The sequence below is a fragment of the Streptomyces sp. NPDC048612 genome (genome assembly GCF_043199295.1).
In the GTDB taxonomy this organism is placed as follows: domain Bacteria; phylum Actinomycetota; class Actinomycetes; order Streptomycetales; family Streptomycetaceae; genus Streptomyces.
Genome location: NZ_JBICVV010000037.1, coordinates 1 through 25,059 on the forward strand (window position 1 = coordinate 1; position 25,059 = coordinate 25,059).

General features: G+C 72.2%; 24 protein-coding genes. 11 read left to right on the forward strand and 13 right to left on the reverse strand.

What is annotated here, in order from left to right:
- Together ACGFN2_RS33940 and ACGFN2_RS33945 are read right to left on the reverse strand one after the other, a co-directional pair.
- On the reverse strand, positions 1 to 110 hold a 110-nt coding region (locus ACGFN2_RS33940; RefSeq protein ID WP_393366725.1), incomplete at its 3' end, for an NAD(P)-binding domain-containing protein.
- Positions 111 to 140: 30 nt separating this feature from the next.
- Positions 141 to 983, reverse strand: a complete 843-nt coding sequence (locus ACGFN2_RS33945; RefSeq protein ID WP_393366675.1) for a TIM barrel protein — start codon at positions 981 to 983, stop codon at positions 141 to 143.
- A 134-nt stretch (positions 984 to 1,117) separates the two neighbouring features.
- On the opposite strand from ACGFN2_RS33945, the gene ACGFN2_RS33950 reads away from it, so the two are divergent.
- The 8 genes from ACGFN2_RS33950 (at position 1,118) to ACGFN2_RS33985 (ending at position 8,627) form a co-directional block, all read left to right on the forward strand.
- On the forward strand, positions 1,118 to 1,387 hold the full coding sequence (locus ACGFN2_RS33950; protein WP_362613724.1) for a hypothetical protein: 270 nt from the start codon (positions 1,118 to 1,120) through the stop codon (positions 1,385 to 1,387).
- Positions 1,384 to 1,764: a helix-turn-helix domain-containing protein gene (locus tag ACGFN2_RS33955; RefSeq protein ID WP_362613725.1), complete on the forward strand. Its 381-nt coding sequence runs from the start codon at positions 1,384 to 1,386 to the stop codon at positions 1,762 to 1,764. The genes ACGFN2_RS33950 and ACGFN2_RS33955 overlap by 4 nt, the downstream gene beginning before the upstream one ends.
- A 172-nt stretch (positions 1,765 to 1,936) precedes the next feature.
- Positions 1,937 to 2,488 carry a 2-oxo-4-hydroxy-4-carboxy-5-ureidoimidazoline decarboxylase gene (uraD, locus tag ACGFN2_RS33960; RefSeq protein WP_393366677.1) on the forward strand — a complete coding sequence of 184 codons (552 nt, stop codon included), beginning with the start codon at positions 1,937 to 1,939 and terminating at the stop codon, positions 2,486 to 2,488.
- Positions 2,485 to 2,919: a hydroxyisourate hydrolase gene (uraH, locus tag ACGFN2_RS33965; RefSeq protein WP_362613730.1), complete on the forward strand. Its 435-nt coding sequence runs from the start codon at positions 2,485 to 2,487 to the stop codon at positions 2,917 to 2,919. Before uraD ends, uraH begins: the two co-directional genes overlap by 4 nt.
- An 88-nt stretch (positions 2,920 to 3,007) precedes the next feature.
- A complete protein-coding gene (pucL, locus tag ACGFN2_RS33970; protein ID WP_362613751.1) occupies positions 3,008 to 3,922 on the forward strand; it encodes a factor-independent urate hydroxylase in 915 nt (304 codons plus the stop codon).
- Between the two features lie 85 nt (positions 3,923 to 4,007).
- Complete coding sequence (locus tag ACGFN2_RS33975) at positions 4,008 to 5,411, forward strand: nucleobase:cation symporter-2 family protein (RefSeq protein ID WP_393366680.1); 1,404 nt, start codon at positions 4,008 to 4,010, stop codon at positions 5,409 to 5,411.
- 45 nt (positions 5,412 to 5,456) lie between these two features.
- The gene (locus ACGFN2_RS33980; protein WP_393366682.1) at positions 5,457 to 6,860 is read left to right on the forward strand and encodes an 8-oxoguanine deaminase; all 1,404 of its coding nucleotides are present in this window, start codon (positions 5,457 to 5,459) and stop codon (positions 6,858 to 6,860) included.
- Positions 6,861 to 7,160: 300 nt separating this feature from the next.
- Positions 7,161 to 8,627, forward strand: coding sequence for a nucleobase:cation symporter-2 family protein (locus ACGFN2_RS33985; protein ID WP_393366728.1), 1,467 nt, complete (start codon positions 7,161 to 7,163; stop codon positions 8,625 to 8,627).
- A gap of 105 nt (positions 8,628 to 8,732) precedes the next feature.
- Here ACGFN2_RS33985 and ACGFN2_RS33990 read toward each other — a convergent pair whose 3' ends face one another.
- The 10 genes from ACGFN2_RS33990 to ACGFN2_RS34035 all read right to left on the reverse strand — a co-directional run bounded on the left by ACGFN2_RS33990 (position 8,733) and on the right by ACGFN2_RS34035 (position 20,136).
- Complete coding sequence (locus tag ACGFN2_RS33990) at positions 8,733 to 9,287, reverse strand: TetR/AcrR family transcriptional regulator (RefSeq protein WP_362613736.1); 555 nt, start codon at positions 9,285 to 9,287, stop codon at positions 8,733 to 8,735.
- Between the two features lie 218 nt (positions 9,288 to 9,505).
- On the reverse strand, positions 9,506 to 10,753 hold the full coding sequence (gene rocD, locus ACGFN2_RS33995; protein WP_362613737.1) for an ornithine--oxo-acid transaminase: 1,248 nt from the start codon (positions 10,751 to 10,753) through the stop codon (positions 9,506 to 9,508).
- A gap of 55 nt (positions 10,754 to 10,808) precedes the next feature.
- Positions 10,809 to 11,984 carry a M20 family metallopeptidase gene (locus ACGFN2_RS34000; protein WP_393366684.1) on the reverse strand — a complete coding sequence of 392 codons (1,176 nt, stop codon included), beginning with the start codon at positions 11,982 to 11,984 and terminating at the stop codon, positions 10,809 to 10,811.
- Positions 11,981 to 13,129, reverse strand: coding sequence for an amidohydrolase family protein (locus ACGFN2_RS34005; RefSeq protein ID WP_393366686.1), 1,149 nt, complete (start codon positions 13,127 to 13,129; stop codon positions 11,981 to 11,983). The genes ACGFN2_RS34000 and ACGFN2_RS34005 overlap by 4 nt, the downstream gene beginning before the upstream one ends.
- Positions 13,119 to 14,516, reverse strand: a complete 1,398-nt coding sequence (locus tag ACGFN2_RS34010) for a glutamine synthetase family protein (protein ID WP_362613744.1) — start codon at positions 14,514 to 14,516, stop codon at positions 13,119 to 13,121. Before ACGFN2_RS34010 ends, ACGFN2_RS34005 begins: the two co-directional genes overlap by 11 nt.
- Positions 14,513 to 15,961 carry an APC family permease gene (locus tag ACGFN2_RS34015; protein WP_393366688.1) on the reverse strand — a complete coding sequence of 483 codons (1,449 nt, stop codon included), beginning with the start codon at positions 15,959 to 15,961 and terminating at the stop codon, positions 14,513 to 14,515. The genes ACGFN2_RS34010 and ACGFN2_RS34015 overlap by 4 nt, the downstream gene beginning before the upstream one ends.
- 115 nt (positions 15,962 to 16,076) lie before the next feature.
- Positions 16,077 to 16,991, reverse strand: a complete 915-nt coding sequence (locus ACGFN2_RS34020) for a MurR/RpiR family transcriptional regulator (RefSeq protein WP_362613749.1) — start codon at positions 16,989 to 16,991, stop codon at positions 16,077 to 16,079.
- Between the two features lie 276 nt (positions 16,992 to 17,267).
- Positions 17,268 to 18,896, reverse strand: coding sequence for a malate synthase A (gene aceB / locus ACGFN2_RS34025; protein WP_393366690.1), 1,629 nt, complete (start codon positions 18,894 to 18,896; stop codon positions 17,268 to 17,270).
- A gap of 277 nt (positions 18,897 to 19,173) precedes the next feature.
- A complete protein-coding gene (locus ACGFN2_RS34030; protein WP_362615085.1) occupies positions 19,174 to 19,752 on the reverse strand; it encodes a nucleotidyltransferase family protein in 579 nt (192 codons plus the stop codon).
- 159 nt (positions 19,753 to 19,911) lie between these two features.
- On the reverse strand, positions 19,912 to 20,136 hold the full coding sequence (locus ACGFN2_RS34035) for a hypothetical protein (RefSeq protein WP_362615079.1): 225 nt from the start codon (positions 20,134 to 20,136) through the stop codon (positions 19,912 to 19,914).
- Positions 20,137 to 20,483: 347 nt separating this feature from the next.
- On the opposite strand from ACGFN2_RS34035, the gene ACGFN2_RS34040 reads away from it, so the two are divergent.
- Both ACGFN2_RS34040 and ACGFN2_RS34045 read left to right on the forward strand, forming a co-directional pair.
- Positions 20,484 to 22,376, forward strand: a complete 1,893-nt coding sequence (locus ACGFN2_RS34040; protein ID WP_393366730.1) for a serine/threonine protein kinase — start codon at positions 20,484 to 20,486, stop codon at positions 22,374 to 22,376.
- Positions 22,377 to 22,717: 341 nt separating this feature from the next.
- Positions 22,718 to 23,008 carry a DUF5955 family protein gene (locus ACGFN2_RS34045; RefSeq protein WP_362613420.1) on the forward strand — a complete coding sequence of 97 codons (291 nt, stop codon included), beginning with the start codon at positions 22,718 to 22,720 and terminating at the stop codon, positions 23,006 to 23,008.
- A gap of 148 nt (positions 23,009 to 23,156) precedes the next feature.
- Here the strand turns inward: ACGFN2_RS34045 and ACGFN2_RS34050 are convergent, their stop codons facing one another.
- Entirely contained in the window at positions 23,157 to 23,957 is an 801-nt protein-coding gene (locus ACGFN2_RS34050; protein WP_362613374.1) for an IclR family transcriptional regulator, read from the reverse strand.
- A gap of 267 nt (positions 23,958 to 24,224) precedes the next feature.
- Between ACGFN2_RS34050 and ACGFN2_RS34055 the strand changes: the two genes are divergently transcribed.
- Complete coding sequence (locus ACGFN2_RS34055; protein ID WP_393366692.1) at positions 24,225 to 25,013, forward strand: aspartate/glutamate racemase family protein; 789 nt, start codon at positions 24,225 to 24,227, stop codon at positions 25,011 to 25,013.
- Positions 25,014 to 25,059: the final 46 nt, after the last annotated feature.

Below are 25,059 nucleotides of genomic sequence, written 5' to 3' on the forward strand. Positions count from 1 at the left end.
GGCTCCAGGGTGTAGCCGGTGACGGGGTAGCCGGCCTTGATCAGGTTCTCGGCCATGGGCGAACCCATGATGCCCAGACCGATCCACGCGACCTTGGGAAGACTGCTCATCGGGTGCCTCTTTCGGGGAACGGGCGACGGTCAGGAGCGGGCGGCGCGCCGGTCGGCCGGGAGCCAGCCGAAGGCCTCCGCACTCGGGCCGTCGCCGGGCTTGTACTCCAGGCCGACCCAGCCGTCGTACCCCGCCTTGACCAGGCGGTCGAGCAGGCCGGCGAGGTCGAGCGCGCCGGTGCCGGGGGCGCCGCGGCCGGGGTTGTCGGCGATCTGCACATGCGCGGTCTTCGCGGCGTAGTGGTCGATGACCTCGTCCAGGTCCTCACCGTTCATCGACAGGTGGTAGAGGTCCATCAGGAAGCGGGCGTTGTCCAGGCCGGTCGCCGCGTTCACCGCGTCCACGACCTCGACGGCCCTGGGGGCGCTGACGATCGGGCAGTCCGGCGACTCGGGCGCGTTGAGCGCCTCGATCAGCAGGGTGCCGTTCACCTCCGCCACCGCCCGTGCGGCGAACGTGAGGTTCTCCAGCGCCAGCCGGTCCTGCTCGGCCGGGTCGACGCCCTCGACGCGGTTGCCGTACAGCGCGTTGAAGGAGGTGCACCCCAGCGAGCGCGCGAACTCCACCGCCACCGGCACATTGGCCCGGAACCGCGCCGACTCCTCGCCCGGCACCGACAGCGCGCCCCGGTCCGGGCCCGGCAGCCGTCCGGCGTAGAAGTTCAGCCCCACCAGCCGCGTCCCCGCGTCGTCGAGCGCCTCCCGCAGGGCGTCCAGCTCCGCCTGCTCCGGCACCGGGGCATCCACCCACGGCCACCACAGCTCCACCGCCGTGAAACCCGCCGCCCGTGCGGCCGCCGGCCTCTCCAGGAGGGGGAGTTCGGTGAACAGAATCGACAGGTTGACGTTGAAGCGCGTGTCCGGGAAACCCATAACGGCGGCGCCCTTCCGGATAGTGGAACTGTTTTTCTGCTTAATGGAACACTGCCTGGTGGCTTCGAAGGCTGTCAAGAGGGCTCAGGGGCGATTTCTGGTGGCCGGGCCCCACCGCGCGTAGGTTGAACGACGTGCGATTGAGAGTGGAATTCACGACGGAGCCGTTCGATCTGGACGAGGCACCGGCACATGCGGTGGTGGCACGGGACGTCGTCACGGGCGCCGAGCTGGACGCCGTGGACGTCGGCCCGTTCGGCAACACGGCCGAGGGCGATGCCGACCAGGTGCTCGGCGCGGTGAACGCCCTGCTGCGCGAGTCCCTGCGGGCGGGCGCCACCCGGGTCTCCCTTCAGGTCAACGTCATCGGCGGGGCCGGCCGGGGCGAGGGGGACGCGACATGACCGATCCCGCCGACCACCCCTTCGTCCAGGCGGTCAAGCCGCTGGTCGACGCGATGGGTGGGCAGATGGTCGCGCCGGACCAGGCCGAGGGTGACGATGTCGTGCTGACCTGGGAGGGCCGGGACCGGGTGGCCGTACGGCTCCCGCATCTGTCGGACTCGCTCGACCACATCCTCGCCGAGCTCCAGCGCCGGCACGGGGTGCCGCTCGCGGAGCTGGACCGCAAGACCAAGCAGTCGGTCGTACGGATTCTGGAGTCCCGCGGCGCCTTCTCGGTCCGGCACGGCGTGGAGACGGTCGCCGGCGCCCTCGGGGTGAGTCGCTTCACCGTTTACAACTACCTGAACAGGGAGAACGCCGCGAAGGACGCCGACTGAGGGCGGTCGTTGCCGGCCCGTCCCGGCCGCCGGGGCCGCCGTCGTGCGGCACCGGACGGTGGCCATTGCGTCGCCGAGTTTTCAACAAAGTGTTGACGTTATGTTGCCAGGGGTCTTAGCTGTTTCCAGCCAAGCAGAGCTGTCCAGCACCACCAGGCCACGGAGGCTTCCCGTGTCTTCGCGTTCACCACGCCCGACGGGGGACACCCCCGCGCCCCCCGCGGGGCTCACCCGGTTCAACACCGCCGACGACGGTACGGCACGCGCCGCACTGCACGAGGTGTGTGCCAGCCGGGCATGGGGCGAGCGGATACTCGCCCGGCGCCCCTACGCCACCACCGACGCCCTGTTCGCCGCGAGCGACGCCGCCATGGCGGAGCTGACCGCGGACGACCTGGCCGAGGCGATGGCCGGGCACCCGCCCATAGGCCGGCCGAAGCCGGGCGACCCCACCTCACACCGCGAGCAGAGCGGTATGGCGGGCGCCTCCGACGCGCTGAAGGCGGAGATGCTCGAACTCAACCTGGCCTACCAGGAGAAGTTCGGGCACGTCTTCCTGATCTGCGCCTCCGGCCGTACCGGGGAGCAGATGCGTGACGCGGTCCGCAACCGGATCGACCACACGCCGCAACAGGAACGCGAGATCGTTCGTACCGAACTCGGCAAGATCAACCGCATCCGGCTGACCCGTATCGCGGAGAACGCAGAAGGAGACGCAGCATGAGCGGCGAGACGGCTGCACCGACGTCGGTGTCCACCCACATCCTGGACACCAGCGTGGGCCGCCCCGCGGAGGGCGTCGCCCTCACGCTCTCGGTGCGCTCCGGCGGCGACGGCGCCTGGACCGCCCACGGCGCGTCCACCACCGACGCTGACGGACGCTGCAAGGACCTGCCGGAGCTGCCGGCCGGCACCACCCATGTACGCCTCGACTTCGCCGTCGAGGAGTACTTCGTCTCAAACAAGCACCGCGTTTCACACCAGCACCGCGCTTCACCCCAGCAAGCCGAGGAACAGCAGGACGCCCCCCGCGTAAGGGACAGCGGAGCTTTCTTCCCGGAGGTGGCAATCACCTTTGCCGTCCAGCCGGGCGAGCACTATCACGTACCGCTGCTGCTCAACCCGTTCGGCTACTCCGTATACCGAGGGAGCTAGCACCGACATGACCGACCGATCCCGCCCGGCCCGCCCTGCCGATTCCCGCCCGGCCCGCGCTGCCGATTCCCGCCCGGCCCGCCCTGTGATGCTCGGCCAGAACCAGTACGGCAAAGCGGAGAACCGCGTCGTCAAGATCACCCGGGACGGCGACACCCACCACATCAAGGACCTGAACGTCTCGGTGTCGCTCTCCGGCGACCTGGAGGAGGTCCACCTCTCCGGCTCCAACGCGCACTGCCTGCCCACCGACACGACCAAGAACACCGTGTACGCCTTCGCCAAGGAGCACGGGATCGAGTCGGCCGAGCAGTTCGGCATCCACCTGGCCCGGCACTTCGTCACCAGTCAGGAGCCGATCCACCGGGCCCGTATCCGGATCGAGGAGTACGCCTGGGAGCGGATCGCCGGCTCCGACGCCAACTCCCGCTTCATCGGCGCCGACGAGGTCCAGCACTCCTTCGTCCGCAAGGGCCAGGAGACCCGGCTCACCGAGATCACCTACGACGGTGAGCGGTGGCAGGTCATCTCCGGCCTCAAGGACCTGGTGGTGATGAACTCCACCAACTCGGAGTTCTGGGGCTACATCAAGGACAAGTACACGACCCTCAAGGAGGCCTACGACCGCATCCTGGCCACCGAGGTGTCCGGCCGCTGGCGGTTCAACTGGACCGACGACGAGCAGCGGATGCCGAACTGGGAGCGTTCGTACGAGCAGGTCAAGAAGCACATGCTGCAGGCCTTCGCGGAGACCTACAGCCTCTCGCTCCAGCAGACCCTGTACCAGATGGGGGCGCGCGTGATCAATCACCGCTCGGAGGTCGACGAGATCCGCTTCTCGCTCCCGAACAAGCATCACTTCCTGGTGGACCTGGAGCCGTTCGGGCTCAAGAACGACAATGAGGTCTACTACGCGGCGGACCGCCCGTACGGACTGATCGAAGCCACTGTTCTGCGCGACGGTGTCGAGCCCGAGATCCCGGTGGATCTGACGAACCTCTGAGCGGCTCCGACGCAACGCCGTGCCGTGCGTTCCCCTCCCCACCCCGCAGCGGGGAGGGGAACGCACATCCTGAGGGGAACGACCCATGGCACCGCACCCGCACGACCCGCACCACCCCGCGTCCCCGGTCCATCCGGTGGACGAGAGGCCGGCGGCCCGACGGCTCGTCCCCGCCGCGCTCCAGCACATCGCGGCCATGTACGCCGGTGTCGTCACCCCTCCGCTCATCGTCGGCCAGGCCGTCGGCCTGGACACCGCGGGCCGGACCCGGCTGATCGCCGCGAGCCTGCTCGTCGCCGGGCTCGCCACGCTGGTGCAGACCCTCGGCCTCCGCCGCTTCGCCGGCAACCGCCTGCCGTTCGTCAACGCGGCCAGCTCCGCCGGCATCACCCCGATGCTCGCCATCGCCGAGACCACCGCCACCGGCCATCAACTCCCCGCGATCTACGGGGCGGTGATGGTCGCCGGGGCCTTCTGCCTCGCCGTCGGCCCGTTCTTCGGCAGACTGCTGCGCTTCTTCCCGCCGCTGGTCACCGGTGTCGTCATCACCCTCATCGGGGTCACCCTGATGCCCGTGCCGGTCGGCTGGGCGCAGGGCGGCGACAAGCAGGCCGCCGACTTCGGCGCCATGAAGTACCTGGCGCTCGCCGCCTTCACCCTGGTGGTGATCCTGCTCGTGCAGCGCTTCACCCGGGGCTTCGTCCAGCAGATCGCGCTGCTGATCGGCCTGGTCGCCGGCACCCTCGCCGCGGCGCCCTTCGGGATGGCGAGCCTCGACGGGCTGCGCGCTGCCCCCGTCGTCGCGCTGCCCACCCCGTTCTCCTTCGGCGCCCCCGAGTTCCAGCCCGCCGCGATCCTCTCCCTGTGCCTCGTGATGCTGGTGCTGATGACGGAGTCCTCGGCCGGGATGCTCGCCCTCGGGGAGATCTGCGACCGCCCGGCCACCGGCGCCACCCTCACCCGCGGGCTGCGCACCGACGGCCTCGCCACCCTGCTCGGCCCCGTCTTCGGCGGCTTCCCGACCAGCGCCTTCGCGCAGAACGTCGGGGTGGTCTCGCTGACCCGGGTCCGCAGCCGGTACGTCGTCGCACTGGCCGGCGCCACCCTGCTGGTCCTGGGCGCCTTCCCCGTGCTGGGCGCGGTGGTCTCGCTGGTGCCGATGCCGGTGCTCGGCGGCGCGGGTATCGTCCTGTTCGGTTCGATCGCGGTCAGCGGTATCCGTACGCTCTCCGCGGCCGGTCTCGACGACAGCTCCCACATCATCCTGGTGGCCGTGTCGCTCGGGGCGGGCATCATCCCGCTCGCCGCGCCGGCCTTCTACGCCGACTTCCCCGCCTGGGCACAGACCGTGCTCGGCTCCGGGATCAGCGCCGGAGCCCTGACCGCGGTCGTGCTCAACCTGTTCTTCCACCACCTCGGCACCCGGAGCACCCCACGGACAGCGGTCCTGTCAGCCGCTCCGTCCGGCTCCGGCACTCAAATCCCCTAGGGCCATGCCGTGCCCACCGCCATCACCGAAAGAAGGAATCGCACCATGGCCGCACCGGCATCCCCTGGCAGCGCGGTGAAGCAGCGCCTCGTCATCGAGAACTGCGCCATCGCGACCGTCGACGCCCACGACACCGAGTACGCCACCGGCCATGTGGTCGTCGCCGACCAGGTCATCGAGTCGGTGGGCGCGGGCAAGGCACCCGAGGGGCTGGCGAACGTGGTCCGGCGGATCGACGGCACCGGACACCTCGTCACCCCCGGCCTGGTCAACACCCATCACCACTTCTACCAGTGGATCACCCGGGGCCTGGCCACCGACCACAACCTCTTCAACTGGCTGGTGGCGCTCTACCCGACCTGGGCCCGGATCGACGCCCCGATGCTCGCCGCGGCCACCCAGGGCTCGCTCGGCATGATGGTCAAGGGCGGTGTCACCACCGCCGCCGACCACCACTACGTCTTCCCCCGGGGAACCGGCGACCTCGTCGGCGCGGAACTCGCGGCCGCCGCGGAGATCGGCGCCCGGATCACCCTGGCCCGCGGCTCCATGGACCGCAGCGAGAAGGACGGCGGGCTGCCCCCGGACTTCGCCGTCGAGACCACCGAGGGCGCCCTGCTGGCGACCGAGGAGGCCATCGACACCTACCACGACGCCTCCTTCGGCTCGATGGTGCACATCGCCGCCGCGCCCTGCTCGCCGTTCTCCGTGTCCACCGAACTCATGCGGCAGGGCGCCGAACTGGCCCGCCGCAAGGGCGTACGGCTGCACACCCACGGCTCGGAGACCGTGGAGGAGGAGAAGTTCTGCCACGAGCTGTTCGGCATGGGCCCCACCGACTACTTCGCGTCGACCGGCTGGCTCGGTGACGACGTGTGGATGGCGCACTGCGTCCACATGAACGACTCCGACATCGCCGCCTTCGCCCGCACCGGCACCGGCGTCGCGCACTGCCCGTCCTCCAACGCCCGCCTCGCGGCCGGTATCGCCCGGGTCCCCGACATGCTCGCGGCCGGCGTTCCGGTCGGTCTCGGCGTCGACGGCACCGCCTCCAACGAGTCCGGCGAACTCCACACCGAGCTGCGCAACGCGCTGCTCATCAACCGCCTCGGCGCCCACCGGGAAGCCGCGCTCAACGCCCGCAAGGCGCTGCGGCTCGGCACCTACGGCGGCGCGCAGGTCCTCGGCCGGACGTCCGAGATCGGCTCGCTGGAGGCCGGCAAGCTCGCCGACCTGGTGCTGTGGAAGCTGGACGGCCTCGGCCACTCCTCCATCGCCGACCCGGTCACCGCGCTGGTCTTCGGCGCCGCCGCACCGGTCACCCTCTCCCTCGTCGGCGGCCGGCCGGTCGTCGAGGACAACCACCTCAGCAACGTCGACGAGGACACCGTCGCCCGCACTGCGCGGGCGGAGGCACAGCGTCTGGCCCGTATCGCCGCCGAGGGCTGACCCCCACGGCGCGGTCACACCACCGACGCACACCCCTGACTCGGCCGGGAGGGACGGCTCCCGGCCGGGCCTGTGGACCCGAGCGGGGTCCATAGGCGCCGTACCCCGGGGGGCGGGAATTCCCGTACCCCCGGGGCCGGTAGGCCCGGCAGCCACCGTCCACGCGCCACAAGCGCGCCGTGCCGACCACGCTCACCAGGCGACGTCCCGCACCCGCACCACATCGCACGCCCTCCGTGACAGCCTCGCCTCGCCGGCCCCCGGTGACGCAGAAAACGAAGGAGGCCCGCAGTGGCCGCAATGACCGGGCAGCAGTCGGAGGGGGACCGGAAGCATCCGGTCGATGAGACCCTCCCGCCCCTGAAGATGTTCACCAGCGGCCTGCAGCATGTGGCCGCGATGTACGCGGGTGTGGTGGCCCCACCGATGATCGTGGGCCCGGCCTGCGGGCTGAGCGCCACCGAGACCGCCTTCCTGATGGGCGCCAGCCTCTTCACCGCGGGCATCGCCACCCTCCTCCAGACGCTCGGCTTCTGGAAGGTCGGCGCCCGGCTCCCGTTCGTCAACGGCGTCTCGTTCGCCGGTGTCACGCCGATGGTCGCCATCGGCAAGGCGCAGGGCCCCGGCGACGCCCTCCCGGTCATCTTCGGCGCGGTGATCGTCGCCGGGGTGCTGGGCTTCCTCGTCGCCCCCTACTTCTCCAAGCTCGTACGGTTCTTCCCGCCGGTGGTCACCGGCACCGTCATCACCCTGATCGGCGTCTCGCTGCTGCCGGTGGCCTTCAACTGGTCGCAGGGCGGCAACGACCGGGCCCCGGACTACGGTTCGCTGACCAACATCGGGATGGCCGCGCTGACCTTCCTGATCGTGCTGGTGCTGCGCCGGACGCTGCGCGGCTTCCTCCAGCAGATCGCGATCCTGCTCGGCCTGATCGCCGGCACGCTGATCGCGATACCCGTCGGCATCACCCACTTCTCGGCGCTCTCGGAGGCGTCCCTGGTCGGCTTCCCGACGCCGTTCCACTTCGGCGCCCCGCAGTTCGACCTCGCCGCGATCGTCAGCATGTGCATCGTGATGCTGGTCTGTATGACCGAGTCGACGGCCGACATGCTGGCCCTCGGCAGGATCGTCGGCCGTCCGGCGGACGAGCGCACCATCGAGGGCGGACTGCGCGCCGACACCCTCGGCACCGCCCTCAGCCCGCTGTTCAACGGCTTCGCCAACAGCGCCTTCGCCCAGAACATCGGCCTGGTCGCGATGACCAGGGTGCGCAGCCGCTTCGTCGTGGCGACCGGCGGGCTGATCCTGATCGTGCTGGGCCTGTGCCCGGTGGCCGCCTCGGTGATCTCGCTGGTGCCGCTGCCGGTCCTCGGCGGCGCGGGCATCGTGCTGTTCGGCTCGGTGGCGGCCAGCGGTATCCAGACGCTGGCCACCGCGGCGATGGAGAAGGGCGACAACGCGCTGATCGTCGCTGCGGCCGTCGGCGTCGGCCTGATCCCGATCGCCGCCCCGGACTTCTACCACCACCTCCCCAAGGACCTGCTGGTCGTCCTGGACTCCGGCATCAGCACCGGCTGTCTGGTCGCCATCGTCCTCAACCTCGCCTTCAACCACTTCGGGCGGAAGACGGCGGACGGCGGGACCGCGGAGGGAGACCCCGCGGACGGCACGGCCGCGGCCGCCCGCGGCGAGGCGGAGACCGCGCCGCGCCCCGCCTCCGGCGCCACGGACGAGGCCGGGGCGCCCGCGGCGGCGCCTGCCCACTGACACCGGCGCGGCCCGACGGCCCGTGGGGGAGCGGCATCCGGCGCTTCCTCACGGGCCGTCGGGCGTTCCGGGGGCCGTCGGGCGTTCCGCCGGGGTAGGGCGGGGTCAGCCCAGCAGGCCGCGGAGCAGCTCGCGGAGGCCCGGTGCCGGGTCGAAGTCCTCGTCGGGGAAGGCGAGTTGGTGGAAGGCGACGCCGTCCATGTAGTCGAAGAGAATCTCGCAGTGCCGGCGGGGGGACGGCGAGCCGAAGCGCCGCAGCCACTCCCCGCCCCAGCCGAGGACGGCCGCCCGGCCGCGGGTGAGCGCCGGCCGGATCTCGGGCCGCGCGGTGGCCTCCAGGAAGAGCGCGAAGCGGGCGGCGGTCCTGGCCAGCTCGGGGCCGGTCGCATGCCGCAGGAACTGGGCGACGCTGTCGGCGAGTTCGCCGGTGTCGGCCGGGGCGGCGGCCGCGGCGAAGCGCTCCCAGTCGCGGTGCTCCAGGGTCTGGAGATGGTCGACGATGCCGTCGATCAGCGCCGCCCGGTTACGGAAGTAGTTCGAGGCGGTACCCGAGGGGACACCCGCCGCGGCGTCCACCGCCTGGTAGGTCAGCCGCCGCGCTCCCTCGCTCCCCAGCACCTGGACCGCCGCGTCCAGCACCTGCTCCCGCCGTCGTGCCACCCTGTGTGTCCTTCCGGTCTCTTTACTACGTTTGTAGTGTCTATCTACTACGGGCATAGTAGCGTGCGCCATGCCCCGGAAGCGGTGCCCGGCGGCCGTCGCCGGCGGCGGGATCGGCGGACTGGCCGCGGCCGGGCCGGCGTGCGGCCGGGCCGACAGCCCGGACCGGCCGCCGGTGGGTCCGACGTCCGACCCGACGGCCCGGTCCGGCGGAGCGCTCAGGAGCGGGGCGCGGCGAGTACCTCGGCGAGCTGGCCGGTCATCCAGTCGAGTTCGTCGGCCGTGATGACCAGGGGCGGGGCCAGACGGATCGTGGAGCCATGGGTGTCCTTGGCGAGGATGCCCCTCGCCAGGAGCCGTTCGCAGGCCTCGCGGCCCGACATGAGCTGTGGGTCGATGTCGACACCGCTCCACAGCCCACGGCTGCGGACGGCGAGCACGCCGTGGCCTATCAGCGCTTCGAGACGCTCGCGGTGCTGCTCGCCGAGCCGGGTGGCCCGCGCCTGGTACTCGCCGGTCCGCAGCAGCTCGACGACGGTGTGCCCGACGGCGGCGGCCAGCGGGTTGCCGCCGAACGTCGAGCCGTGGTTGCCGGGCCGGATGACGCCGAGGGTCTCGTGGCGGGCAACCACGGCGGACAGCGGCACGATGCCGCCGCCGAGAGCCTTGCCCAGGACGTACATGTCCGGGGTGACCCCCTCCGCGTCGCAGGCGAAGGTGGTGCCGGTCCGGCCGAGACCGGACTGGATCTCGTCAGCCACGAACAGGACGTTCTCCCGGCTGCACAGCTCGCGCACGGCCGGCAGGTACCCCTGCGGCGGGATCACCACGCCCGCCTCGCCCTGGATCGGTTCGAGCAGCACCGCCACGGTGTGCTCGTCGACCGCGGCCGCCAGCGCCGCGGCGTCCCCGTAGGGCACCGTACGGAAGCCGGGCGTGAACGGGCCGAAGCCCTCCCGTGCGCCGGGGTCCGTCGAGAAGCTCACGATCGTGGTGGTACGCCCGTGGAAGTTCCCGTCGGCGACGATGATGTTCGCACGGTCCGCGGGTACGCCCTTGACCTCGTAGCCCCACTTCCGGGCCACCTTGAGCGCCGTCTCCACGGCCTCGGCACCGGTGTTCATCGGCAACACCAGGTCCATTCCGGCGAGTTGGGCGAGGTCCCGGCAGAACGGGCCGAGCCGGTCGTGGTGGAAGGCGCGGCTGGTCAGGGTGAGGCGTTCGAGCTGTTCCCGGGCGGCGGCCAGCAGCCGGGGGTGGCCGTGGCCGAAGTTGAGCGCCGAATAGCCGGCCAGGCAGTCCAGATAGCGGCGCCCGCCGACGTCGGTCACCCACGCGCCCCGGCCGGAGCTGAGCACCACGGGCAGCGGGTGGTAGTTGCGGGCGGTGGCGGTCTCGGCGAGGTCGAGGTGCTGCCGGGCCTCGGGGGCGGGCGGACGGTCGCCGGTGGTGTCGGTGGCGGTCATGTGCGGGTCCTCGTTCCTGAATGAGGGGTCGGGGCGGGCGCCGGGGAAGGGGGCGTCAGCGCCGTGGGATGAACTGCTCGGCGGCGGCCAGATAGCCGGCGAGCAGGGCGTGGGCGACGTCCCGCACCCGTTCGTCGGGCGGCAGGAACGTCGGGGAGTGCAGTTGCTCGGTGCCGCCGTGCGTCCCCACGAACAGCATCAGCGCGGGCATCCGCTCGGAGAAGTACGAGAAGTCGTCCGCGCCGGCGGACCGCAGGTCGGCGGCCACCTTCAGGCCGAGGGAGGCGAGCAGCGGCCGGGCCGCGGCGGTCAGCGTCGCGTCGTTGTCGAGCACCGGCTCACCCCGGGTGATCCGGACGTCCGCGGTGCAGCCGTGCGCCTGTGCCACCAGCCCGGCGGTCTCCACCAGCCGTTCCTGGATGACCTCACGGTCGGCCGCACGCATCGCGCGCAGGGTGCCGCGGGCCTCGGCGGTGCCGGGGACGACGTTCGCCGCGGTCCCGGCGGCGAGCGTGGTGACGCTCAGCACGACGGAGGACATCGGGTCGATCCCCCGGCTCACCAGGCTCTGGAGGGCGACCACGACATGGGCGAGGGTGACCACGGGGTCGCGGGTGAGGTGCGGGTAGGCCGCGTGGCCGCCGCGGCCCCGGACGGTCACGGTGAACTCGTCCGCCGAGGCGTTGACGCCACCGGGCGTACAGGCGACGGTTCCCGCCGCGAGCGCCGGCTGGACATGCGCGCCGATGGCCGCCCGGCACTGCTCGCGTTCGAGGACGCCGTCCTCGGTGACGTCCCGTGCGCCGGAGGGGTAGGTCTCCTCGCGGGGCTGCAGCACGGCGAGCAGCGGTGCCGGGCCGCCGGCCCGGTCCACGGCCCGCGCGAGGGCGACCAGCGCGGCCAGGTGCACATCATGACCGCAGGCGTGCATCACGCCCGGGTGCCGCGACGCCCAGGGCACACCGGTCTCCTCGTGCACCGCCAGGGCGTCGAGTTCACCGCGGACGGCGACGGCCGGACCGCTGCCGCCGACGCGGACCACGGCTCCGGTGCCGGCGACCTCGGTGGCGGCGTGCCGGCCGGGCAGCGCGGCGAGCACCAGCTCGCGGGCCGCGGCCTCGTCGCCCGACAGACAGGGCCGGGCGTGGAGTTGACGGCGCAGCGCGACGGCGTCGTCCAGCTCCCGTTCGAGCTGTGCCGCCAGGGTGGTCAGGGTGTGGCCGAGGCTCATGCGGCGCCCTCCAGACCGTAGACCCGGCGGGCGTTGCCGCGTCCGATCATGTGGGCCACCCGGACCGCCTCATCGAGGTCCCATTCGCCGTCGCCGACCCACGGCGCCATCGCCCGCAGCATGCCGCGCCGCCACAACAGCGCGCCCAGATGGTGCAGTTCGGGCGGCCCCCAGGCGTCGCTGGAGAAGAGGATCTTGGCGAACGGAGCCAGCTCCAGCGACTCGGCCACCACGGCGTCGGAGCGCACACCGGTGTAGTTCACACCGAGCCCGACATCGAAGAAGACATGCGGGAAGACCTGCGCCAGATACCCGGCGTTGCGCTGGAAGGGGTAGCAGTGCAGCAACAGCAGATCGACCCCGTGCGGCTGCACGCTCCTGATGAACCGGGTGAGCAACAGCGGGTCACAGCGGTGCAGTTCCACGTCCGGATCGCCGTACCCCGCGTGCAGCTGGATGGGCAGCCCCCGGTCGACGCCGGACCACAGGACGAAGCGGAGCAGCACCGGGTCGGAGACCCGTACGGTCCCCGTGCGCGCGCACTCGGCCAGCCACCGCCCGGCCGCGGCGGCCACCTCCTGGTCGGCCGGCCGCCCGGGATCGAAGTCGAAGCCGAAGCGGTAGGCGACGATGCTCTTGAGGCCGACCGCGTCGGTGGTCCGTGCGGCGAGGGTCTCGCGGAACCGCTCGGGCAGCTCCGCCGCGGCCACACCGCTGCGGGCCACGTCCTCCAGCACCGACTCCAGCCGGACGATCTCGTCGACGCGGCGACCGGAGGCCCTGGCCATCTCGTCGGTGCCGAGGATCTCCGCACCCCCGTAGCCGGTCTCCAGCAGGTAGTGGTCGATACCGGAGGCCGCGAGGAGTCGGCGGGTGACCTCCGCCGCTCCCAGCTCCCGGCGCCGGGCGAGATAGGCGTCCGGCGCGGCGTGCGCGGCGAGTCCGAGGACCGGGGCGCACCAGCGGCGCACCGCGAAGCCGATCTGCGAGTCGAACTGGGTCATCCAGGGCGGGACCGGACGGTCGGACTCGGTGAGCATCAGCTCCAGTCCGGCGCGGTCGGTGTCATCGCGGAGCGCGCCGTGGACATGGTGGTCCACGAGCGGCAGTTCGGCGAGCGCCGCCGCCAGGGCATCAGTGGACATCGGCGACCTTCCGGATACGTGCGGCGTCGTCCAGCCCGGCCAGCTGCGCCAGCTCGGACCGCTTGACCGACAGATGGGTGGCGAGGAGCCGCGGATCGAACCACGACCGCACGACCTCGTCCGATTCGAGTGCGTGCAGGGCCTCTTCGAGGGAGGAGGGGAGGGCGGGGACACCGTCGAGTACCGAGGCGTCGGTGTCCTCCGGCCACACCGTGGGCTCGTCGTAGTCGCGCACCAGCCCTTCCAGCCCGGCGCGGAGGAGGACCCCCAGGGCGAGCCAGGGATTGGCGGTGGCGTCCGCCGCGCGGTACTCCAGGTGGAACTGCCCGGCGGCGTCGCCCCCGGCGAGCTGCGTCGTGGGGCAGATCCGCAGCAGCGACTCGCGGTTGCGCTCGGCGAGGAAGATCCCTCCCGCGCTCCAGCGATGGGGGGTGAGCCGGAGGAAGGAGACCGGGCTCGGTGCCGTCCAGGCGGTCAGGGCCGGTGCGTGGCGCAGGATGCCGGCGGAGAACCGGGCGCCGAGCGCCGAGAGGCGCCCCGGGCGCGAGGGGTCGAAGAGGAGCGGGCGGCCCTCGGCGTCCTTCAGGCTCAGATGGAGGTGGACGCCGTTGCCCACCCCGTCCGGGGCGAGGAGGGGCGCGAAGCTGACCGGCAGCCCCCGGCGGCGGGCGAGGTCGCGCACCAGCTCCTTGAGCAGCACGGCGCGGTCGGCGGCGGACATCGCGGTCCCGGGCCGCAGGGTGATCTCGAACTGGCCGTCCCCGTATTCCGGGAGCCAGTTCTCCGGCTGCAGCCCGGCCTGCTCCAGGAGCCGTACGAGGTCCGAACCGAAGGGCTCCGCCTGGCGGAAGCGCTGCAGCGAGAAGGGCGGGCCGGCCGGCAGTCCGCCGAGCACGAACTCGTGCTCGATCGCGGCGACCACCTCGATCCCGGTGCGCTCCCGCAGCTCCTCGACCGCGTCGCGGAGGAAGGTGCGCGGACAGCAGGGCCAGGGTTCCCCGTCGGGCAGGGTCTGGTCGGCGAGGTAGAGCCGGAGGGCCGGGGTGTCCCCGTCCGCCGGGATGTCGACCGCGGTGGCCGGATCGGGGACCAGCCGCAGGTCGCCCCGCGAACCGAAGACGTTGTCGGGCGCGATCGGGCCGAACGAGGAGATCGCGAGGTCGGCCGGTACCCATCCGGTGCCGGAGCGCAGCGCGGAGGCCTGGTCCGAGGAGGGCACGGCCCGCCCCCGAACCTGTCCGGCCAGATCGCAGGTGGCGACGAAGACGGTGGCGGCGTCGGTCATCGGGGGTTCCTCCGGGGCGGCGCGGAGCGTGGGGGAGGGGCCGGGGACGGTGGCGGGACCGAGGAGTCCCGGCTCCTTCCCCGTCGTGTGCACCAGGGTCATGAGGGCACCTTTCGGTTCGGGTCGGTCGGCTGCGCGCCGTCGAGCGGCGTGCTGGTCAGCCGGGCGCCGATGCGCCGGGTGAGGGAGGGCGCCGCGAGGACGACCGCGACACCGGCCAGGCACCAGGCTGCGGCGATCCAGGGGAAGAAGGTGTACGGCGCACGCTGGCCGGTCGACTGCTGGAGGAAGACGAAGCCCAGATAGCCCAGCCCGGCGACCGGCACCACCAGTTCGTAGCGGGGAATCCGGCCCCGCCCGGAGAGCGTGAAGACGATCACCCCGACCCCGGCGACCGCGTACACCACCAGGACGCACAGCACGCCGATCGTGGCGTACCAGTAGTACGTGTCGAAGGCGGCGGCCCCGGTGCCGTACATCACCACGGTCAGCGCCGCCGCGACGGCGCCGCACACCCGCAGTGCCGTGGTCGGGGCGCCGGTGACGGGGTGGGTGCGGGCGAGGGCGCGCGGCCCGAAGCCGTCCCGGGCCAGCGCCTGGACCATCCGGGCGGCAGCCGCCGAGGAGGACAGCGCGGCGGCGAAGGCGGAGGCGACCGCGGTGAAGGCGATGACGAGCGCGAACCAGGTGCCGATGTACCGCCCGGAGAGCGTCGAGAGGGCCGACTCGGCCGCGCCGAACTCTCGTACCCCCTGGGCGTCGGTGCCGAAGCCGATGGTCTGGGCGAACATCATCAGGACGTAGAGGCAGCCGGTCAGCAGCACGCTGCCGGCCAGCGCGCGGGGGATGTTGCGCCGGGGGTCGGCGGTCTCCTCACCCAGCGACGCACAGGCCTCGAACCCCGCCCAGGACAGGAAGGCGAAGACGGTGGCCGTCATGACCGCGCCGTACGTGGTGCCGCCGGCGGTGAACACCGAGAGGTCGAGGCTCTGCTGCCGGGGCGCCGATCCCGTGGCGGCCCGCACCGTGATGACGGCGGCGAGCACCAGCATGGCGAGGATGCCGATGCCCTCCACGATCAGCAGGGTGCGGGCGGTGGTGCGGCCGTCCCGGGAGTTGAGTGCGGTGACGCCGAGGGCCGCGAGGAACGCGACGGCCACCCAGGGGCCGGTGGACCGGATGCCCGTCGCGTGCAGGAGCGCCTGGGCGAAGACACCGGTCGCGGCGAGGGTGCAGACGAGGAAGGCGAGATAGGTGCCCAGCAGGGCGAAGCCGCCGAAGAATCCGGCGCGGGGCCCGATGGTGGCCCCGGCCAGGGCGTACACGGAACCGGCCTGGTTGAAGTGCTGGGTCAGCCGCCAGAAGCCGTAGGCGACCAGGCCGACCCCGAACAGGCCGAGCAGGAAGACGAGGGGGACGGCCTTGCCGACGGTGGCCGCCACTCCGGCCCCATTGAGACCCATGGCGAGTGTCGGCCCCATGAGGCCGACGGAGAGGGTAAGCGCTTCCCACAAGCGCAGCTTGCGTGTTCGAGGGGGATTCGACACAGGGCGCTCCGAGGAGGAGACGGGGCTGAGTCCACAGCAGCCCGAGCCCTGTCATGAAACATACGTTCCACAAGGCGCGTCAAGAGGTGTGCATGAAATATTCATTTCATGGGCGTCATTCCATGGTGCGGTCGCCCGACGCCTCCTCCGCGGCCCTCATCCGCTCCTCCGCCGCTGTTCCCAGGCGTACGTGCACCGCGGCCACGAGCGTCTCCACCACCGCCACGGGCGCCACGAGGCTGTCGAACGGACTGGGCGCCTCGACCCGCACGGGCAGCACGACATCGGCGAACTCGGCCGCCGGGGACAGCCACGGATCGGTGAACAGCACGACCCGCGCGCCGCGTTCCTGCGCGAAGCGGGCGAGCTCCACGGTGTCGCGCTGGTAGCGCCGGAAGTCGAAGACCACACACACCTCCCGCCGCCCGAGGTCCACCCGGAAGCCGCCGTCCCCGCCAGGGGCCGGCAGGTGTACCTGGGTGCCCGGCCGCAGCAGCCGAAGATGCAGATCCAGGTACTCGGCCAGGAGGCGGGAGAACCGCCCGCCGAAGCTCACGATCCGCTTCGACGGGTCGCAGATCAGCTCGACGGCCCGGTCGAACTCCTGCTCCGGCAGCGCCGCGAAGGTGTGGCTCAGGGCCCCCCGGCCGACCTCCTCCGCCGCCTCGACCAGGTCCGAGGTCGGAGAGCTCTCGCTGACCACCGGCCGCAGGGTCAGCGGCGAGGCGCGGCGGGCCTGCACCTCGTCCCGCAGGGACTGCTGGAAGTGCCGGTAGCCCTCGAAGCCGAGCCGGACGACGAAGCGGACCACGGTCGGCGGGCTCACCCCCGCGCGTCCGGCCAGCCCGGACGTCGACTCCAGGCCCGCCGCGGGGTAGTGCGCCAGCAGCGCGCGGGAGATCTTGCGCTCCGCGGGCGACAGGGAACCCTGGAGTCGCCGCAGACGCTCGGCCACCGTCATGCCCAACTCCTGGCCCGCGTCCCCGTTCGCGGCCGGCGGCGCACCGTGTTCTCCTGGCCGATCGTCCATCCGACTGCCTCTCCACTTGGTGCTCACATGACACCACACCGTGCCGGGGCGCCCGCCCCGTCGGGCGGCGGCCGGAACGCCGTGGGGGGGGGGGGGGGGGGGCGGCCCCCGCCGCCCCCCCCCGCGCGCCCGCGCCGCCCTCGCCACCCCCCGTGGGTCTGAACATCCCCCCCCCCGGGGCGGGGCCCCCCCCCGGGGGGGGGGGGCGCCCCCCCGGGGGGGGCCCGCGCCGCCGCCCCGCCCCCGCCCCACCACAGGGACGTACGCCGAGCCGGCTCAGACCAGCAGCTCGTACGCGGGCAGCGTCAGGAACTCGGTGTAGTCCGGGTCCAGGGCGACCCGCAGCAGCAGGTCATGGGCCTGCTGCCACTTGCCCGAGGCGAAGGCCTCCTCGCCGATCTCGGCGCGGATGGCGGCCAGTTGCTCGGCGGCCACCGTGCGCACCAGGTCCGCGGTGGCCTTCTCGCCGTTCTCGAAGACGACACCGGCGTCCACCCACTGCCAGATCTGCGAGCGGGAGATCTCGGCGGTCGCGGCGTCCTCCATGAGGCCGAAGATGGCGACGGCGCCCAGGCCGCGCAGCCAGGCCTCGATGTAGCGGGTGCCGACCTGGACGGCGTCGATCAGGCCCTGGTAGGTGGGCTTGGCGTCCAGGGAGTCGATGGCGATGAGGTCGGCGGCCGAGACCGAGACGTCCTCGCGCAGGCGGTCCTTCTGGTTCGGCCGGTCGCCGAGCACCGCGTCGAAGGAGGCACGGGCGACCGGGACCAGGTCGGGGTGCGCGACCCAGGAGCCGTCGAAGCCGTCGCCGGCCTCCCGGTCCTTGTCGTTCCTGACCTTGGCGAGCGCCTTCTCGTTGGCCTCCGGGTCACGGCGGTTGGGGATGAAGGCCGCCATGCCGCCGATGGCGTGCGCACCGCGCTTGTGGCAGGTACGGACGAGGAGTTCGGTGTAGGCGCGCATGAACGGCGCCGTCATGGTGACCGCGTTGCGGTCCGGGAGGACGAACTTGGCGCCGCCGTCACGGAAGTTCTTGACGATGGAGAAGAGGTAGTCCCAGCGGCCGGCGTTCAGGCCCGAGGCGTGGTCGCGCAGTTCGTAGAGGATCTCCTCCATCTCGTACGCGGCCGTGATGGTCTCGATGAGGACGGTGGCGCGCACCGTGCCCTGGGGGATGCCGACGTAGTCCTGGGCGAAGACGAAGATCTCGTTCCAGAGGCGGGCCTCCAGGTACGACTCGGTCTTCGGCAGGTAGAAGTACGGGCCCTTGCCGAGGTCCAGCAGACGCTTGGCGTTGTGGAAGAAGTACAGCCCGAAGTCCACCAGGGCGCCGGGCACCGGCCGCCCCTCGAACTGCAGATGACGCTCGTCGAGGTGCCAGCCGCGGGGCCGCATCACGACGGTGGCGAGCTCCTCGGCGGGCTTGAGGGCGTACGACTTGCCGGACGCGGCGTCGGTGAAGTCGATGCGGCGCTCGTAGGCGTCGATCAGGTTGACCTGGCCGCCGATGACGTTCTCCCAGGTCGGCGCCGAGGCGTCCTCGAAGTCGGCGAGCCAGACCCTGGCGCCCGAGTTGAGCGCGTTGATGGTCATCTTGCGGTCCGTGGGGCCGGTGATCTCGACCCGGCGGTCGTTGAGCGCGGCCGGTGCGTCAGCGACCTTCCAGCTGTCGTCGGCGCGGACCGCGGCGGTCTCCGGCAGGAAGTCCAGCGAGCTGGTCCGGGCGATCTCGTCGCGGCGCTCGGCCCGGCGGGCGAGCAGCTCGTCGCGGCGCGGGGTGAACCGGCGGTGAAGCTCGGCGACGAAGGTGAGCGCGGCGTCGGTGAGCACCTCGCCCTGCCGTTCGGGGGTGTGCGCGGGGTCGACTGCGACGATGGCCAGCGGGGACGGCGCTGGTGCGGACATGAGCTGTCACTCCATTCAGCGGCGGTGCCGACGGCCGCCGGGACACCGGGCGGCACGGGGTGCCGCGGGCTCCCGGATACGGTCGCGGGCGCCGTCTGGGTTCAGGGCGCTTCTGACCAGTGGAGACTAGTTTCCTTATCGCGGAACTTCAATGGTTTGTTGACGTCGAGATACTCAGGGTCGACAGAAGTGGTGATCGAATGGCTCTCGGTGCCACGCCGGTCACTCTCCATTACTCCCGCACCCGGGCCCGGAAGCCGCCGCCCGCCGCCCGCACTCACTCCAGCCGGTGAAGATCCTCCGGCGTGTCGATGTCGTACGGCTCGGCGATGTCGGCGCACTCGACGAGGGTGAGGCTGTCCGCATGCCGCCGGAGGTAGTCGCGCGCCCCGCGGTCGCCCTCCGCCGACGCCGCGATGTCCGCCCAGCGGTCGGCGCCGAAGAGCACCGGATGGCCGCGCCGTCCGTCGTACGCCGCGGAGGCGAGCGCGCCGCGGCCGTCGTACGCGGCCACCACCCGCGCCACCGCCGCGGCGCCGATGCCCGGCTGGTCCACCAGGGCCACCAGGGCCGCGTCCGCCCCGGAATCCGCCAGTGCGGCCAGGCCCACCCGCAGCGAAGAGCCCATGCCCCGGGCCCAGTCCGGGTTCTCCGAGACGCCGTACGCCGCGAGGCCGGCCCGTTCGCGCACGGCAGCGGCGGCCGCCCCCAGCACGATGTGTACGGGGTCGCAGCCGCCGTCCCGCAGTGCCCGCGCGGCGTGCTCGACCAGAGGCCGTCCCCGGTGGTCGAGCAGTGCCTTGGGCCGTCCCCCCAGTCGCCGCCCGCCGCCGGCGGCGAGCAGCAGACCTGCCACCCTCCCCTCGGGCCGCCCGCCGTTCCGCGCTCCCTCAGGGGTGTCCGGCCGGGCCCGGTGCGGCTGTTCCCGCGGGTCTGTCGGTGCTGTCGGTGCCATGGGGACTGCTTACCTCATGGCGCCGCGTCCGGCGGCCCGCCCGGGGCGCGGCCGACCGGATCAGGCCGCGTCACCGGCGGCCCGTGGCCGGGGGATGTGCGGTCGGAACCGGTCGCGCAGCTGGTGGGTGCGCTCCTCCGCCCGGCGGCGCTCGGCGACATAGCGGTCTATGTGCTCCATCGTGATTTCCGAGGCGTCCGTCAGGCCGTACGCGCGGCAGATGAGTTGGACGACGCTGACGCGACCGGGATTCGAGCCGTTGTCGGGGCCGGAGTTGGGTTCCATGGCGTTCTCCGATCCAGTGATATGCCGGATATTTCCTTGAAAGGGAGAATGCTCCGCCATGTCGCGTCATACGCATCGGACCCCGTCCGCCCACACCAAAGGGGGGCGGTGGGAACGCACGTTCCGACGCATCATCAGGCCATTCTTGGACGCCGCGCATAGGCCCCGTTTCCCAGGTGTCGCGGCCGTCAAAACCCTTCCCGAAAGGGGCCCTTCGGGCAAGACGCCGCGCGCGCCGACTGCCGATGTGAGGTGTGGCGCCTGGCCGGATAAGGTTCTTCCCCGTTGCGGACATCAGGGTCGTCGTGCTGAAGCGACGGGCCTTCTTCGAGTCGGGGGACGTAGTAGTGGTAAACGGTGCGGGCGCGTCCGGAATCTTCCAGGCACTGGAAGGTGACGATCCGCGAGTGATCGCGGGCTATCGCCTCACGGCGAGGCTCGGCTCCGGGGGGATGGGCAAGGTCTATCTCTCCTACACGCCCGGCGGACGGCCGGTGGCCATCAAGGTCATCCGCCCCGAGTTCAGCGAGGACGCGGAGTTCCGCCGCCGCTTCAAGCAGGAGGTGCAGTCCGCGCAGCGCGTACAGGGCCTGTTCACCGCGCCGGTCATCGACAGCGACGCCGACGGCACCGCCCCCTGGCTCGCCACCGCGTACGTCCCCGGGCCCTCGCTCGCCGCGGCCGTCGCCGAGCACGGCCGGCTGCCCGTGCCCACCGTGCTGCTGCTGGTCGCCGGGATCGCCGAGGCGCTCCAGGTCATCCACGGCGCGGGCATCGTGCACCGCGACCTGAAGCCCTCCAATGTGCTGCTGGCCGCCGACGGCCCGCGCGTCATCGACTTCGGTATCGCCCGCGCCGCCGACGCCACCTCCCTGACCAGCAGTGGCGTCACCGTCGGCACACCCACCTTCATGGCGCCCGAGCAGGCCGCCGGCACCACCATCAGCCCCGCCACCGATGTCTTCGCGCTCGGCCAGATCGCCGCCTACGCGGCCCTCGGCACCCCGGCGTTCGGCGAGGGCACCTCGCACGGGGTGCTCTACCGCATCGTCCACGAAGAGCCGGATCTGACCGGACTCCCCGACGAGCTGCGGGAGTTGGTGACCCGCTGCCTGTCCAAGGAGGCTTCGGAGCGGCCGTCCGTCGCCGAGGTGATCGCGCTGTGCGGCGCGGCCTCCGGGCAGACGCAGCTGCGCCGCCCCGAGGAATGGCTGCCCACCGCCGTCGCCGCCGACATCACCACGCGTGCCGCCGCGCCCGCACCCGCGCAGTCACCGCCGCCCCCGCTGGAGGCGCCCACCGCAGCCGCTCCGGCCCAGCCGCCGAACCCGCCCGCCCGGTCGGTTCCGCCGGCCCAGCCGGCCACCAGCCCCACGACGCCGGTGCCGACCGAGCTGAGCCACCCGCAGACCCCGCCGCCCGGCTTCGGCCCGTCGGCCTACGCCCCGACCGCCGCCGGGACCGGCGCGCCGACGCCCACCGGACCGACGCTCACCGGACCGACGCTCACCGGACCGACGGGCTCCGGCCCGGCGGTCACGGCCACCGGACCGGCAGTGACCGGCCCCACCGCCTCCGTACCCGCCCCGCAGCCGCCGAAGAAGAAGCGCACGGGGCTGATCGTGACCCTGTTGCTGGTCTGCCTGCTGGCCTTCGCGGGCGCCGGCGGTGGCCTCGTCTACTACGTCATGAAGGGCGACGGAACCCAGCGGAAGGCCGACCGGGCCGCCGGCGGCAAGGCGGCGCACAAGGACTCCTCGTCGGCGCCCGCCGAGGACCCGGCCGCGAGTTCCGAGGACGACGGTGACACCCCGGACGCCCCGGTGCAGGACCCGAAGCCGGTCGACTACAAGACCGTCAACCTGCCCGACGACTACCACATCTCGCTGGCCGACGAGCCGGTCCATCCGACCAACTCCGACAGCGACACGGACATCGACTTCTCGTACACGGACAACACCTACACGGACGACGAGGTCGACACCGAGACCGGCAAGCTGGTGCTGCTCAAGCCCGGCCAGGAGGGCACCCTCGCCACCTGCCGCAACGAGACCCGCTTCACCGACACCATCCTGACCAAGCAGTTCTCCAAGGGCGCGCAGATCTGCCTCACCACCAAGTACGGCCATCTCGCACTGATCACCTTCAAGGGCTACGCACCGAAGTCGGACCCCAGCAGCTACATGACCATCGACGTCCGGGTGTGGCGCAACGCGGTGGAACCGGAACAGGATTCCTGAGCCGACGGGCGGGGGTTCCGCAAGGGCCGGGTCTCTGGTCCACACCCGCGTCACCCCCGGCCCTCGCCACCCCCTCCCCGCCTCCTCCCCCACCCCGTCAGGGGTGGGCACCCGCGTCACTACACCCGCCCACCCCCCGAGGGGGGGTGGGCGGCGGGGAAAAAATGCATAAGGAACGGTCAGCCTCTGGCCAAAGCCGCCCGATTCACCCAGTGATCCGGTTTTTTCGCTCTCCGTATGGCGCGATGAGCGCAGAGTGGCGTTAACTGGCCCGCATTGCGGAACGGGCAACGGCTCGGGAGGACGCCGTCGTTGTGGAACAGCTGCAGAAGGACAGACGAGTGACCGGGGCCGAGGGTGATCAACGGGTCCAGGAATTGCGCGGGGCGGTGGCCCGGCTACGGCGTCAACTGGCCGTTCTTCCTGGGGAGTTACCGGATCGGGTGGCTGCCGATGACGAGCTGGCCGCCCTGGACGCGATGGTGAGTCACGGGCTGCCCGAGGTGCCCCGGCTGCGTCGTTCGCTGCTTCTGATCGCCGGGGCCGTCGGCTCGGTGAGTGCGCTGTCGCCCGCGCTCGCGGAGGTGCGTGAGGGCATCGACCGGTTCGGCGGGATGCCGCGCGCCCGCTGACCACCCCGCGCGCCCCGCACCGGAGCCCGGCGCGCCGGTGTGCTGACCCGGCTCACGCACCGGTGGTGAGCGCCGCGCCGACCGCGCGCGGCTCGCCCTCGTGCGCAGCCGACTTGCCCGCCCGCCCGCGTGTGCCTGCCGGGTCCCGCTATGCCGGTGTCTGATTCGCGAGCGCCACCGACAGCTGCGCCGCGACGTCCTGCAGTACCGGCACGATCTTGTCCGTCGACGCCTCGGTCACCCGGCCGGTGGGGCCGGAGATGGAGATCGCCGCCGAGGTGGGGGAGTTGGGCACCGGCACCGCCAGGCAGCGGACGCCGATCTCCTGCTCGTTGTCGTCGACGGCGTAGCCGAGGCGGCGGACCTCGGCGAGCGCTTCGAGGAAGCGGTCCGGGTCGGTGATGGTCTTCTCGGTCGCGGCGGGCATGCCCGTACGGCCGAGCAGGGCGCGGACCTCTTCCGGGGCGTGGTGGGCCAGCAGGGCCTTGCCGACGCCCGTGGAGTGCGGCAGCACCCGTCGCCCGACCTCGGTGAACATCCGTACCGCGTGCCGGGACGGGACCTGGGCGACGTAGACGATCTCGTCGCCGTCGAGCAGCGCCATGTTGGCGGTCTCGCCGGTCTCCTCGACCAGCCGGGCCAGGAACGGCCGGGCCCAGGTGCCCAGCAGCCGTGAGGAGCTCTCGCCGAGCCGGATCAGCCGGGGGCCCAGTGCGTAGCGGCGGTTGGGCTGCTGGCGGACGTAGCCACAGGCGACGAGCGTGCGCATCAGGCGGTGGATGGTGGGGAGCGGCAGCCCGCTGCTGGTGGAGAGTTCGCTCAGGCCGACCTCGCCGCCGGCGTCGGCCATCCGCTCCAGCAGGTCGAAGGCGCGCTCAAGGGACTGGACGCCGCCGCTGGCGCCTGGCTTGGCTTCGGAGGCGGAGGTGCTGGCGCTGGACGGCGGCACGGAGCGTTCCTTTCGGGGCGGGTCAGGCCGGTCTCGGCCGGGTGCGCGGGCGCCGGGCCCGACCGGAGCAGCCTACCGGTCCCCTTCCGCCGGCACACGGACTCTCGCACACTCGTTCGTGCCGGTCAGGCCTGCTCCGTCGCACGGGGTGCACCGCTGCGCAGTCACCTAGGCGCGATCCCTTGACGGTGCCAGTGGCCATAGCTACGTTCTGCTGCGCGAAACATACTGTCCATTCTGTGGAATCCTCCAAAATGCTGGAGCGTCATGCGCATTCTCGTCATGAACCCGAACACCACGGCTTCCATGACCGCTTCGATCCGCGCCACCGCCACCGCAGCCGCCGCCCCGGGCACCGAGATCATCGCCACCGAACCCCTGTGGGGGCCGGAGTCGATCGAGGGCCACTTCGAGGGCTGTCTCAGCGCCGCGGCCGTCCTGGACCGGCTCGCCACCCTCGATCTGTCCTACGACGCGCTGGTCATGGCCGGATTCGGGGAGCCGGGCAGGGAGGGTGCCCAGGAGCTGCTGGACGTGCCCGTCCTGGACATCACCGAGAGCGCCGCCCAGATGGCGATGATGCTCGGCCACGCCTACGGCATCGTCACCACCCTCGATCGCGCCGTACCGCAGATCCGGGACCGGCTGCTGACCGCGGGACTGCTCCAGCGCTGCGCCGCGGTCCGGGGCACCGGTCTCGGGGTCCTGGAGCTGGAGGAGGACGCGGAGCGCACCGTGGAGGTGATCATCGAGACCGCCCGGGAGGCCGTCCGGGCCGGCGCCGAGGTGATCTGTCTGGGCTGCGGCGGCATGGCCGGGCTCCAGGAGAAGGTCGCCGCGGCGCTGGGGGTGCCGGTGGTGGACGGTGTCGCCGCGGCGGTGAAGTTCGCGGAGGCGGTCGTCGGCCTCGGGCTCACCACCAGTACGGAGCGCAGCTTCGCCCCGCCCCGTCCGAAGGCCATCGGTTCCTGGCCGCTGAGCGCCCATCTCTCCCCGGGGCGCGTTCAGGGCTCCCCGCGGGGCGCCGCAATTTCCGCACAGACATCAGGCATCTGACAACTACAACCCCCTAAGCTCACCCCCATCCCCGCCCGGGAGGACC